Annotated in this window: 16 protein-coding genes; 1 reads left to right on the top strand and 15 read right to left on the bottom strand. The window is 33.9% G+C overall.

Translation table 11 applies throughout. The annotated features are described in order from the left end of the window. Positions 1-31 precede the first annotated feature (31 nt). The 10 genes from MHH33_RS08995 to MHH33_RS08950 all read right to left on the bottom strand — a co-directional run bounded on the left by MHH33_RS08995 (position 32) and on the right by MHH33_RS08950 (position 6,321). Entirely contained in the window at positions 32-658 is a 627-nt protein-coding gene (locus tag MHH33_RS08995) for a type 1 glutamine amidotransferase family protein (protein ID WP_342543632.1), read from the bottom strand. A 110-nt stretch (positions 659-768) separates the two neighbouring features. Continuing rightward, the gene (locus MHH33_RS08990; RefSeq protein WP_342543631.1) at positions 769-1,734 is read right to left on the bottom strand and encodes a YafY family protein; all 966 of its coding nucleotides are present in this window, start codon (positions 1,732-1,734) and stop codon (positions 769-771) included. Between the two features lie 602 nt (positions 1,735-2,336). Next, entirely contained in the window at positions 2,337-2,975 is a 639-nt protein-coding gene (locus tag MHH33_RS08985) for a hypothetical protein (RefSeq protein ID WP_342543630.1), read from the bottom strand. Between the two features lie 171 nt (positions 2,976-3,146). Next, a complete protein-coding gene (locus MHH33_RS08980; protein ID WP_342543629.1) occupies positions 3,147-3,491 on the bottom strand; it encodes a hypothetical protein in 345 nt (114 codons plus the stop codon). 91 nt (positions 3,492-3,582) lie between these two features. Further along, entirely contained in the window at positions 3,583-3,885 is a 303-nt protein-coding gene (locus tag MHH33_RS08975; RefSeq protein WP_342543628.1) for a hypothetical protein, read from the bottom strand. Further along, a complete protein-coding gene (locus MHH33_RS08970; RefSeq protein ID WP_342543627.1) occupies positions 3,872-4,012 on the bottom strand; it encodes a hypothetical protein in 141 nt (46 codons plus the stop codon). The genes MHH33_RS08975 and MHH33_RS08970 overlap by 14 nt, the downstream gene beginning before the upstream one ends. 111 nt (positions 4,013-4,123) lie before the next feature. Beyond that, positions 4,124-4,564, bottom strand: coding sequence for a hypothetical protein (locus tag MHH33_RS08965; protein ID WP_342543626.1), 441 nt, complete (start codon positions 4,562-4,564; stop codon positions 4,124-4,126). Between the two features lie 96 nt (positions 4,565-4,660). Further along, positions 4,661-5,083, bottom strand: coding sequence for a hypothetical protein (locus MHH33_RS08960; protein ID WP_342543625.1), 423 nt, complete (start codon positions 5,081-5,083; stop codon positions 4,661-4,663). A gap of 178 nt (positions 5,084-5,261) precedes the next feature. Next, positions 5,262-5,504 (bottom strand): MafI family immunity protein, encoded by a 243-nt coding sequence (locus MHH33_RS08955; protein ID WP_342543624.1) that lies wholly within the window; start codon positions 5,502-5,504, stop codon positions 5,262-5,264. A 106-nt stretch (positions 5,505-5,610) separates the two neighbouring features. Beyond that, a complete protein-coding gene (locus MHH33_RS08950; RefSeq protein ID WP_342543623.1) occupies positions 5,611-6,321 on the bottom strand; it encodes a hypothetical protein in 711 nt (236 codons plus the stop codon). A gap of 337 nt (positions 6,322-6,658) precedes the next feature. Here MHH33_RS08950 and MHH33_RS08945 point away from each other — a divergent pair, with 337 nt between their 5' ends. After that, on the top strand, positions 6,659-6,811 hold the full coding sequence (locus MHH33_RS08945; RefSeq protein ID WP_016427923.1) for a hypothetical protein: 153 nt from the start codon (positions 6,659-6,661) through the stop codon (positions 6,809-6,811). A gap of 697 nt (positions 6,812-7,508) precedes the next feature. Here MHH33_RS08945 and MHH33_RS08940 read toward each other — a convergent pair. The 5 genes from MHH33_RS08940 to MHH33_RS08920 all read right to left on the bottom strand — a co-directional run bounded on the left by MHH33_RS08940 (position 7,509) and on the right by MHH33_RS08920 (position 12,060). Continuing rightward, positions 7,509-7,841, bottom strand: coding sequence for a DUF3139 domain-containing protein (locus tag MHH33_RS08940; RefSeq protein ID WP_342541919.1), 333 nt, complete (start codon positions 7,839-7,841; stop codon positions 7,509-7,511). Between the two features lie 466 nt (positions 7,842-8,307). Continuing rightward, positions 8,308-8,751, bottom strand: a complete 444-nt coding sequence (locus tag MHH33_RS08935) for a GNAT family N-acetyltransferase (RefSeq protein ID WP_342543750.1) — start codon at positions 8,749-8,751, stop codon at positions 8,308-8,310. A 324-nt stretch (positions 8,752-9,075) separates the two neighbouring features. After that, a complete protein-coding gene (locus tag MHH33_RS08930) occupies positions 9,076-9,531 on the bottom strand; it encodes a hypothetical protein (protein WP_342543622.1) in 456 nt (151 codons plus the stop codon). 137 nt (positions 9,532-9,668) lie between these two features. Next, positions 9,669-10,160 (bottom strand): peptide ABC transporter substrate-binding protein, encoded by a 492-nt coding sequence (locus MHH33_RS08925; protein ID WP_342543621.1) that lies wholly within the window; start codon positions 10,158-10,160, stop codon positions 9,669-9,671. A gap of 622 nt (positions 10,161-10,782) precedes the next feature. Beyond that, a complete protein-coding gene (locus MHH33_RS08920; protein WP_342541766.1) occupies positions 10,783-12,060 on the bottom strand; it encodes an IS110 family transposase in 1,278 nt (425 codons plus the stop codon). Between the last annotated feature and the right edge of the window lie 281 nt (positions 12,061-12,341).

Below are 12,341 nucleotides of genomic sequence, written 5' to 3'. Positions count from 1 at the left end.
ATCATAATATATCAATTTTATGCTTATACCTTCATTGGATTGAATTCATCAACTCATAGAAATATTTGGATTCATGAGTCTTATTAAGACTGTACCAGGCATCTAATGTTTTTGAAGAAAACACACCCAGAGCTTTCAAGACTTGTACAGAAAATTCCAACGGAGCTATTCCGGATGCAGTGATCAGTTTTCCATCAGTTACAGCAGACTCCATTTTGTAATACTTTTCGCCCGTGTAAGTGTGACAGATCATTTTAAGGTATTCCAGATCATTACTTGTATGCCAACGTGAATTCAGCAATCCTGTCTGGGCAAGCCCCATTGTAGCACCACAAATCGCTACAACCAATATACCTTCCTTTAAACACCTCTCAACGATTTTTAAGATGGGTTGGTGAATTGTTTCTGTCCATGTATCTCCACCGGGTAAAATCAATGTATCTGTGCATTCAATGCTGCACTCATCCAGTTTGATGTCAGGCAGTATTTTCAATCCCCCCATAGTAGTTACAGGAGTCTTTTCAATTCCCACGGTAACTATTTTTGATGGGGGCAACCCTTTCTTATAATATCTTCCCGAGTTCAGTTCGGCAGTTAAGTAACCTATTTCCCAGTCTGCCATTGTGTCAAACACATAAAGATATACCGTATTATTCATTTACAAGTTCTCCTTATTTTACAATTCATCAAGTGATACCAACCATCCATCAGTAATCAATGATTATCATCATAATAAAATAACTTCACTGACATCTGCTGTCAGTGAAGTTATTTTATTTGATAATATTCCATTAACTCCGACACAACAGCAACAAGTTTTTCTTTCAAACTCTGTGGTTCGATTACTTGAATGGATTTCCCGTATGATAGGAGAAAATAAGGGACATATGTATGAATTGATTTTTCCTCAAGTAAAAAGATTGCTTGATTTGATGTCCGCTCTTTCAGATGATGTCCCAAAAACCAATGCAGGCATAAGTCATCCAATGCCTCTGACCTGCCTCCGATAATTAAAGAAATTAACCCATCCTTGCCCGCTAAATCAGGTAACAGATTTTGCATAAAAAATTCACGGGCTGAAAAAGCTTCGGATCGCTTAAATATTTTTTGAGTACGCTTGATTTGTAGAATCCGATCTGCCCGAAAGCTGCGCATTTCATTCCTTAGGTGGCAAAATGCAACAGTATACCATTTATTGTTCCAGTAAACCATTCCATAGGGGTCTATCACCCTATTCATGGATTGTTCTTCATGGCTTGTGCGATAATCAATTTCTACAGAGAATTCGTTTGCTACAGCCTGCTCCAATTCCGCTAATACCGGCTGAACAGAAGGGTATCCCATGCGGTTTATAACTTCAAATCCAGCTAAATGACGGCTAAGTATACTTTCCTGCTCCTGATTCGAATACATTTTCAATTTTGATGTCGCATTGCCTAATGCCTCACTCAAAGGGTATCCGGCTTCTTTTGCAAAAACAGCAGCATGAAGAAGTGCCTTTTTTTCTTCAATATCAAATAGCAGAGGTGCTCTGATAAAATGATTCAGCAAGCTATACCCGCCATTATGACCTGTATCGGATATTATAGGCACTCCACTGGCACATAGTGCATCAATATACCGATAAACTGTTCGTATATTTATTTCTAACTTTTCTGATATCTGTTTTGCAGTTATTTTCACGCCCGAATTCAGCATCCATAGAATGGCCAGCATATTATCGTTTTTTGGCATAACTTGAACCCTCACCTTTTATTAAACCTCAATATTTTATAAATATCTTTTTTATCTTCTCAAGGATCTAAATTATTAGCTTTGCGAATCGCCTGCATCCCTTTATTCATCACTCTTTCAGCCTTTCAATCCTCACGCAGCATTCAACGTGACTCGTCTGCCTTCTTTCAACTTCCTTGAGTGGTACTGTCACATCTCTTTTCGTACCATCAATATTATACACTTCACATGTGAGGAGTGTTTGTGGCAACACTGAGATGTTGGTGGGTTTACCAACTTTGCTACAAAGTCTCATTACTATTTACGGTCTCTAAAATTTCTACCTGCTTACTCAATTATATTACGTTCAAAATCAAACCTTAGCATTTCATCTCTTTGCACAATTAAGAAATGTAGTAAATCCCTTTCTTCAATAGATGCAAAACAATATTTCAAGTCAGTACTTATTGTACTAAACTGCCCCTTTAGTTGAACAAGAAAAAAGAGCCACCTAATCAGCCCGAGGATCTTCAACTAAAGCACCCGTTAGTTCAATATGGCTTAAATGGTATAGGTATATATTTTAATGAAGAACTGAGAGCATTCTTCATAGGGGTACTCCATCATCTTTTCAAAGTTCCCACCCAAACATCTCCAACATTTACTTTATAAATGGTGTCACTTCCATAGCTAAGTTTAATTTTTTCGGTTTTATAAGATTTATTTAGTATCTCATTTACCTCTTCTTTTGTTCTGTACCCTGTCTCTATATCTTCTTTAATTTCCTCTTCCCAATACTTTTCGGCATCAATGTGGGCTTCCCAATCAAACATTGCTAATTTATCCTTTAATGACTCATATTTATGAAGTGGAAATACCTTTTTAATAGTGTTTTTATCAAAGGTATCATTGTAAAAATTTATACAGTCTTTGTACGAGACAACAATTTGGGAATTGATAAATTCAGGTTCATATAACCAAATCTTTAGATAAAAGTCTTTATTTTCTTTCGCCATTTTTTCATACCAGTTTAGATATACATCTATCATTTTGCTTAATAATAAACGGTTATACCAATTTGGTGGGTTTGTACGGACTAACGAATAAAAGGGATGAATCCACAACTTTGCGTAATCTTTTTGGTTTTCTCGTATGTAATCAATTTCTAAGTCGATTACATTTTGTCTCCATTTTTCTATTTTCCTCTTGTGACGCTTCCATCCCCTAATTTTCTTCTTTTTAGAGAGATAATACTCTTTCATTAATACACATCCCTTTGGCGTTGTTGAAACTGTGGTACATAAAATTTGTCCTAACTCTTCTAGTTTGTAAATAATTCTTATTGAACTAACCTGCCCCGTTAGTTCAATAAGAGAAAGGGCCGCTAATCAGCCCGATGATCTTTAACTAAAGCACCCATTAGTTAAATTAACTTACTCTAATTTTATTATTTCAGATATACAATTTATCTCGTCTCCTGAGTTCAATAAAACTATGGTCTTAATATGCCTATCCGAAAACTCATCAAATTCGATTGAGTTAACGTAAAATCCACTTCCCCAAGGTTCTTTCATTGTAATGTTAAAGTCGTATACCTCTTTAAAAACCCAGAAAATTTGATTCGAATTAACTTCTGGAGTTACGGCTGTAACAAACTGTACTTGTATTTCTTTATTCAAATAATCAACCCGTATATTGTGGAGTTCACTATCGTGTAAATTAAGGTTTTTTAATTTCAAGTAATTGTTTATCGAAAAAATAGTCACTTGTAAAGCCACCCCTCACCAACATTCTTCTTAAAAAAATGATAACAATATCTATTTCTTCTTAGATTAAACTGCTGCATTAGTTGAATAAGAAAATCATTGTCTATTCTGTTTTTCTCCAAACACTGTCACTAATCTGGATAAATTGATGCAAGTTTTTATTTTCTTCCCCCAATGTAATTAGCAAGTCATTAGCCAATGATCTTATTGTTCTCCAATTAACAGACTCTAAGATTTCTTTATAGTTGCTTTGTTTTATTTCCTCTTCAGAATAAATGTACAAACACTTGAAGGCATCATCCTTAAACAACTCATCTGAAACGCGATTAATCTCATTAAGTAAGTACATTTGTTTCTCAGATAATGTTGAAGTGTTAATTTTAATGAAATCTTCATACCAATTCAAAATCATCAATTAAATCACAGGTTATACAACCTGGCATTTCGGACTTAACCTGCTCTAAAGCGCCTGCCGCAAGTTGACGAATAATTTCTATGAACCTTTCACTAATATATTTCTCATGATCCCCCAATTATTCAGCCCCTCTTATTGTTTTATGCTTATTGAATTAACCTGCCCAGTTAATTCAATTAATTCAATAAAAAAGAACGTTAATCCTTCTTGGATCAACGTACCATTTTGTTTATTCCTCATATAACCAGTCAAATTCATCATGTAGGATATATTCTTGATCTTCTAATAATAGATAATGGTTTGAGCAAACTATGTCTATTTCTTTATATTCAACACCATAATCAATCCCTAAATAAATATGCTTCAAATGTTTATTTCCCTTAGCGATTTCTCTTACATTATCAATTGCATTTGAACTTTCCAATACTGCCGAACGATAAAATTCACTCCACTCATCCCACTCAAAACTATACGGAATGTTCGCATGAAAAACGTCCTCAAATTTCAAAGTCCCTTTTTTTACACGATAGGTAAAACCGCCATGTCTATCTAAGCGTGATATGGTCTTTAATATTTGAAAGGTAATACTTTTTTCACGATGGTTAATACATAGTTCTTCGATCACTGAATTGTATAATTCTAGGTCATCATTATCTTTATAATTTCCCATCGGTTTCATCACCATTTTCTTATGTTTTGCATTAATCTTTGGGGGAAATTATTATTCCTTATTGAACTAACCTGCTTCGTTAGTTCAATAAGAAATTTATAATTTGTTCCAATACCAGTGAAAAGTGCGAGTTAAATCATCTAGAGAAATTTCTTTTTTACTCTCATCATAGATTTTGATATTTTGCGAATTAATATGGAGATTACCACCTATGATTTTTTCGCTTCGACAACCTACAAGTATCCCTTCTTTCGAAGCTTGAGCATCCAATATCTCTAATTCATATTCAATTATTGTATTTATATCACTTGTATCTTCTTTTTCATCGCTCCAGGTCTCTAACATAATCCCTTTGCAATTAACCAATTCACAATAAAAGTAATTAAACTTTTCATTTATCATTTCAGCTAAATATGGTATTTCAATTTTCAATTCAATATTCCCCGACTTATTTAATATTCCAATTAATGTACCGTCGTGGAACATATTAAAAATTTCTATTTGAGTATCCTTTTCCAATGAATGTCACCGACTTTAATTTATTTCCTTCAACTTTCTAAAACACTCACCTAATCGGACATCTCTAACTAAACTGCCCCGTTAGTTAAATAAGTTCAACAAAAAAAGCGTTAATCCTTCTTGGATTAACGCGTAGAAAATAAAACAATAAGCTACCAATGTAGCCCTATATGCCAATTCATTGTGTTTGTATTGATTCCCAGAAAAGTTTATCCAGATCCATATAGAGACCAGCCTCTTCAATTTTACAAAAATCTTTCTTGTCTATGGTAATATTACCTTGTTCAATTGCACTACAGATACTTATCAAAGCCAGTTCCCATTCTCTATGTTCTAAATATTCTAATATATATTTTTCGTGTTCTCCAGAAAATTTCTGTATTTTCTTAAAGATATCTCTTAATAAAATATTCAAATCCATTTTTCCACACCTTGATTTTTAATAGGATAAGCCATAATTGCTACTTTAACAGCCCGATGATATTGAACTAAAGCACTCGTTAGTTAAATAAGAAACTTTCAAAGCATCAAAGAATCAGTAGGTTGGGATAATCATTTACATTTCCATTAAATTTGCTTAAACCTAATGCTTCTTGTGCTTTTTTTTCGAAATCAAGTATTGTTTCATCGAAAGGACTTTCAGTCAATTGAGTAATAATCCCGCCTTTTTTAAAATCTTTTATATTTACCCAAGGAAATTCAAATAAATTATTATCTTTATTTAAGTAGTCTACAAAAACTGAAGAAAAGAAGTTAAGCCAAAACACTCCTGGTATTCTTTCAGTCAATTTGCCTGTTGTGTGTTGCCTGTCTTCAGCCACTTCTTCTGTTACATAACCATATATTGCTTCGAAACTATATACTAACTCTCCAAATAAAGTTAAAATATCTTTCTTTATTTTATTAAATAGTTTTTTGTTTATGAATAATGTGAAATGATTCAAACTTAATTCATTTGGATGCAACCACCAATTAGTACTGAACCAAAATCCTTTTCCCTTTCCGAGCATACCTCCTGCCTTTCCAATCATTTTGTTGGTTTCAAAATCGTATATACCTGGTTCTTGTTTAGTCCACATCTTAATTGCATCTTCTATATCAAATGTTTTGTTAATGGGTTCAAAGAGCCCTATTTTCTCTATTTTAAGTCCTTTATCGAATATTAAATCAAAAAATGAATTTGCATATTTTTCAATACCAATATGTTTATTTGAATAAATAGTTATTATCATTCCCACTACTTTCCCCCCTCTACTAGAGAACATTTACTTTCTTCTTCAAATAAACTGCTCCGTTAGTTCAATAAGTTCAACAAAAAAAGCGTTAATCCTGCTCGGATCAACGCAACTTTATTTCAAAACTACAATTATAATCATCAGTTCGATTTTTGATTAGAACATCTTTAAAAGTATATCCAATATGAATACGTTCATTCACGATTAATTAAGGATTGACTACTGTCTAAGTTTACTTTAGAAAAGTTTAAAAATTCTAATAAATAAAAAGGAATTTAGAAAATTTTGTAGAATATAACAAATGTAACACAATAATGGTAAAAAATGGAGGGTGGAAATTATGAAAAAGAAAAAGAGATTATTGTCAGTAGCTACAGGATTTCTATTACTATTGAGTTTATCTTTTGCTACGGGAGCAAGTGCCATGGACGATCACGAAGGTAATGGTCCTAAGCCTATCTGTACTAATAATGGACATTGCTACTATCCGTGAATACTTATTATGTGAACTAAAGCATCTCTTCGGAGGTGCTTTTTATTTTCTTGAAAAAGAAATTGAAGCATTTAGGCGCACACAAATTGTGGGTGCTTTTTCTAGCTCATTAAGGTCGGTGGTCATTCTTGCAATACTCTAAGTTAAATTCGAGAAATGGAGAGTGATCTATTATCTTCGAGCTATCGGTTAAATAGTAAATATGATTGTGGAGGGATGAAGGATGGAGCGAATGAATTCAAAACAATATCAATTGAAATAATTGGCTTAAACAAACCACCAACAATTAAATTAGATGGCGTCAATGTAACCTTTGAATAAAGATTGATTAAAATTTAGCGAGATTCCTCAATTTTTAGGTGAAAAATAAACCTCATATTTTGAACAAAGTTTGATCAAAATACAAGGTTTTACCTGTTTATTGCTATTCACTTTTATAAAAATATTTTATTATTTCGGAAATCGAATCTTCAACTAAAGCACCCGTTAGTTGAATTAGACAGATTAATTTTACGGTCTATATATATCTATATATTCCCAGTGTAAGCATTCAACAGTTGGTTCACTACCGATAAATTTTATTGTAAAAAAGCCACCCATTAGTTCAACAACTCATGCAAATCCCCAAAATTATTGCAATTATACGATTTTTTTTTGCGTTTATTCGGTAATACAGTCTTTTTTTAGTCACAACCACTTATTCCGGATTGTGTTTGCCATTGCCAATATAGGCCGGTGCTATTTCCCCATCAATATACATGAATCCATAATCAGTTTCTGGCTCGTCTGAAAAATAAACAATAGCTTTATAGCGTTGAATCCCCGTTTCTTTCAGAGCGTCAAATCTAATATCAACTTCGCGAATTTCTTCCTCAGTATATCCCCGTTCTGTGTAAAGGTATTCCCGCACATCTTTTTCCATTTGTTCTTCTACTGATGCCCGTGGTGTTAAGTAATAATAACCTCCAACAGCAGCAGCCAGAATAATTACTAGTGAAACGATGCTTATAATCACTGATTTTTTTTTCATTCTTCCAACCTCCACTTTTTAAAAATTTTATTATTCCTTATGTGGCCACTATTAGGGGTACAGTTCAAATGAGATATTAAGTAGCTTTTTTCTCTAATAATTATTTGAATTAAACTGCCTCGTTAGTTGAAGAAGAAAAAAAGCTGCCAAGGCAGCCTAATGATCTTTAACTAAAGCACCCGTTAGTTGAATAAGATGCACCGCTACTCTAATAACTCTTTTGAATAAATTAATGAGACTTTATTTTTATTAGATACATCAATTAAAGCAACCTCTTTTATCTTTCCATATATGATGCTATTTCTGCTCGTTTTTTAAAAAGAAGTAAACCGCAGGAAATTACGAGATGGAAGAGAGTAGCATTTGCTACTCTTTTTTTATGAAATAATAATCAACATTTTCGACAAAAGGAAGGAAGACCCTTAGAAAAAGCTGCCCTTTACGCTTAGCAACACCTACTTGACTTCTATAAGACGTCTGTCTTTAAACGTTTTACAAATCTATATCCAGTTATTTCATATCCAAGATACTTATATAATTCATGTGCTGTAATACGCTGTTCACTAATCCCACTTAATAGATATATAAAATCTGATCCTTTGCTATTGGCCCATTCTTCTACATAACTAACTAGTTTTTTTGCTATCCCTTGCCCACGAAATTCTTTCTTGGTAACAAGTGATGTTATTTGAGTTTTTACATTGTTATTTGTATATGTATTATGAAATGTTATCCCAATCATCCCAACAACAGTTTTATTCAGAATTGCTACGAATGTAAAATAATTTGGATTTGATTCGATACGTTCCATTCTTAACTTCATTTCTTCTAGAGATGAAGGATAGCCTAAATCTGTCATTATATCTGTAAATTGTACTATGTCTGAAGAATTATACTTTCGGATTTCCATCAAAGATCCTCTCTCCTAAAATCAGTTTTTTTCCAATTATAGCATTACTCTTCAACAAACCTTTCCCCCTTAGTTGAACAGAAACTGGATGATCCGTCCGCAAAACATCGATTCAATTACTCAAACATGTTGCGTCATGTATACATAATAAATTGACATAACACCCGGAGTAGGTAGTATTCAACTTCATAATCCATAAGAAAAAGCCACCATGTAAAGGCAGCCAGTTGTTCAACTAAAGCACCCGTTAGCTTAAGTACATTACTTCACAAACTTAACTTTTATTACAGGGATGCTGCCACGTTTGTAGAATATGCAATGTTACTAATATTGATGAAACCTTGTTTCAGATGGGGTTACACTTTTAATAACTGCAATTTCTTTTTCTGTAACATTAGGAACAAAGAATTCCGTTCCCCAGTGACCTGAATGAAACATAGGAACCATACCTAAATCTAAATTAACTGTGAACCACTTGAACTCTTCAATATTATTCGTATAGTGATTCAATAAATAATTCGAAAGATTTGAGGTCTTATTGCCCTTAAAAATAGTGATATTTTCTTCTTTAATCATTTTAAATGTACTTAAAGGGAGAGCTTTAATTTCTTCAATAGTATCAACTTCTTCATCCCAACAATGAATTTCAATAGTGTCCGTTTTTTCTAAAAAGTAATTTATTAGCGACACCCAATAATTGTAATTTCCATTCACAGGTTTTGGAAAGGCTGAATTATCGTGTGTATAAAACGGAATGTGAAAAAATAAATTATTTTGCATAAAGATATCCTCCCCCAACAACTTTTCCCTTATTGATTCTATACTACTGTTTAACTAACCTGCCCCGTTAGTTAAATAAAAAGAGCTGCCTAAGCAACCCAATGATATTGAACTAAAGTACCTTGTTGAAATAGAAATTAACTTTCCGATGTTTGTTTGATTTCTATTAACTCCCATTGCCCATCAGTGTACTGCATTTTACCTTCAACAGTTACCACATCTTCATCTGACCTATACTTTGAACCCTTGAAGTTAGCAAATTCAGCGTCTTGGTAAAAATTAATTTCCTCAATTGTTAATAGAATACCAGTTAACGTATTTGAATCAGCATCAAATAAATTCTCTTCTCTTAATTCATCTAAAGTTAAGTCCAAAACTTCAACTTCGTCCGGAGATTTGAAGAAAGTTTTTACTATTTGTTTTTGCTCCTCTCTCAAACCATTGATATTACTCAAATCAATAGATACATATTCAATATCGTTATTTAATGATTCTTCTTCATTCATAAGTGATTCTAACAAGAGGGTATAGGCTTCTTCAGCATTTTGGGACACGACCTTAACATTATTATTACTACATGCAGAAACTAATAAAGTTATTAATAAAAGTAAGAAATATTTACTTTGCATCTTTTGTTCCCCTCTCTGAATTGGTCTTGTTTAAATATCGCCGGTAATGTGGTATTAGTTTGAAGTTCATTTCCTAAATTCGAAGTCCTTCACCCTCTGTGGTATAAATGCTAATAAAACAATTACTAATAATGCCATTAACACCTTTATAAATGTTTTCAAATACATCCCCCTTAAGTGACAGGAAAATTCAAACCATTTATTAATACGTTTCTTTATCCTAAAAGTTCCAATTCCTTATTCAACTAACCTCCCTCTATAAACATTGATGTATCAACGGTTTACATCACTTCGTGATGTGAGGAAAAATATTTTTGACGGTTTCAATAAACATAGATTTGAATATATAGTTTTTATTACCAACTTAAGAGTACGCTTCGCTAAAACTAATGGAAATCATTAGCTTTTCTTTGCCATTATGTGATGCACAATGGATCTCTGCGAAACTTATGATGACGGACCCTCCCATGTCTCTTAGCGTCAGTGCGCTTACATTCCTTCGTTTGGTCTATTCATAAGGCAGAGGCCTGCTAAGCTGCCCCGGGGACTCATGGTCTTAGTTTAGTTATGTTGCTGGCTTCTCCGTGTCATCCTTCTTGTCATAAATCGATCATCGAAATGTTTACGCTGCCTCTGAGAGGCAGTAAAGATCCTTCATCATATACTGCTCATTAAAATGGACTTTCTTTTTACATATGCCATGTAATACTTTCAGTAATTTACCGCACAAGACCACCATTGATTGCTTACCCCGTAAGGGATTTTGTTTGCGTGTTGTGTAGTATTCATGAAGCTGTTTAAACGCCGCGTTATGACGTATGAGTGGAACTATTACTTTGAAGAGGATATATCTGAGTTTCTTTCGCCCTCTTTTCGAGATATGTTTTTGTCCCTTATGTTGACCAGACGAGTTTTCACGTAGTGTTAATCCCGCTAGTTTGATAAGTTGGCGTGGATTTTCATAAAGTGAAAAGCTCCCTACTTCAGAAAGTAAATCAACAATCGTCGCATCTCCTAAACCAGGAACGGAACTGAGTAACTCATATTCCATTGTTGTTTGTGCCATTTCGGCTAATTGATTATTTACAGAGGCAATTTCGGTTTCTAATAAGCGATACTGACGTAGGAGCGTGGCGATTTCATGTCGGGCCATCTTTTCTCCTTCTTTCAGGCCGATTGAGTTAGTCGAAGCTTCAATGAGAAGCTTTGCTTTCGGCAACTGTGGCGTTCTCATACCCTCTACCTCACGGTATAGAAAAACCAACTCCTCAGCTGTTTTCCCTTCAATATCCTGTGGAAATGGAGTCATTTCCAATGCCGCCAACGCCATCTTTCCAAAAGACGGAAAGACTTGAGTAAACTCTGGAAAATAGCGATCAAGCCAACGGACGATTCGATTTTTAATACTCGCTAAATCTTCCGTTAACTTTGAACGGAGAGTAGATCCGATACGAAGTTCAGCTTCTACCTCTTTTAACAAACGTGGATAACTAAAACGGCCATCCTTCAATAAGCGTGCGATGACCAACGCATCTTTTTTGTCGTTCTTTGTTTGTAAATTATCGTCCAGTTCCTTCGAACGTTTGACGTGCATTGGATTTACCATGACGAGTGGAATGCCATAGTTACCTAAGAAATAAGCCAAGTTCATCCAATAGTGGCCTGTAGGCTCAATTCCAACGATAACGTCTGTTTTCTTAGCTTCCTTCATGGTTTGACGAATCTTTTCATACAAACTTTCAAAGCCTTCTTTTGATTGATTTACTGCAAAGGATTTTTCAATCACACGCCCTCGTTCATCGACAAAGCACGCATAATGAACACGCTTGGCAATATCCATACCGACAACGAGTGTATTTTCAGTCACTTGATTAATTTTTTCATTGCATTTAAACTGCATAGAGAAGTCCTCCTAGTTAGCTGATGGGTCAATGGTCGTTGACACTCACATCATACTAGAGGGCTTTTTTTCTTTCAAGATGGCACAAATCCTTCAAACAGGAATGCTGCCCCGTTAGTTTAAGTGAAAGCCTTCACATTCTCTGATTTATTTTAACATAAATATCCAATTAACCCATTAAATTATTTAGGTATAAAATATTGAATATAATCGGGTATGTAACAAATCTCGTAAAAATTTGTAACAATAAGAGGGTGTCCCAAAAGTTTTATACTTTTGGA

It is taken from the genome of Paenisporosarcina sp. FSL H8-0542 (assembly GCF_038632915.1).
Lineage (GTDB): Bacteria > Bacillota > Bacilli > Bacillales_A > Planococcaceae > Paenisporosarcina.
Note: the sequence above shows the minus strand (reverse complement) of the source record. Positions and strands in the feature narration are given on the sequence as shown.

Bases quoted from the DNA above. Each gene is read 5' to 3' on its own strand.
- MHH33_RS08925 (WP_342543621.1), bottom strand. From the start codon at position 10,160: ATGCAAAGTAAATATTTCTTACTTTTATTAATAACTTTATTAGTTTCT.
- MHH33_RS08990 (WP_342543631.1), bottom strand. From the start codon at position 1,734: ATGCCAAAAAACGATAATATGCTGGCCATTCTATGGATGCTGAATTCG.
- MHH33_RS08920 (WP_342541766.1), bottom strand. From the start codon at position 12,060: ATGCAGTTTAAATGCAATGAAAAAATTAATCAAGTGACTGAAAATACA.
- MHH33_RS08965 (WP_342543626.1), bottom strand. From the start codon at position 4,564: ATGGGAAATTATAAAGATAATGATGACCTAGAATTATACAATTCAGTG.
- MHH33_RS08985 (WP_342543630.1), bottom strand. From the start codon at position 2,975: ATGAAAGAGTATTATCTCTCTAAAAAGAAGAAAATTAGGGGATGGAAG.
- MHH33_RS08935 (WP_342543750.1), bottom strand. From the start codon at position 8,751: ATGGAAATCCGAAAGTATAATTCTTCAGACATAGTACAATTTACAGAT.
- MHH33_RS08940 (WP_342541919.1), bottom strand. From the start codon at position 7,841: ATGAAAAAAAAATCAGTGATTATAAGCATCGTTTCACTAGTAATTATT.
- MHH33_RS08955 (WP_342543624.1), bottom strand. From the start codon at position 5,504: ATGGATTTGAATATTTTATTAAGAGATATCTTTAAGAAAATACAGAAA.
- MHH33_RS08995 (WP_342543632.1), bottom strand. From the start codon at position 658: ATGAATAATACGGTATATCTTTATGTGTTTGACACAATGGCAGACTGG.
- MHH33_RS08930 (WP_342543622.1), bottom strand. From the start codon at position 9,531: ATGCAAAATAATTTATTTTTTCACATTCCGTTTTATACACACGATAAT.
- MHH33_RS08945 (WP_016427923.1), top strand. From the start codon at position 6,659: ATGAAAAAGAAAAAGAGATTATTGTCAGTAGCTACAGGATTTCTATTA.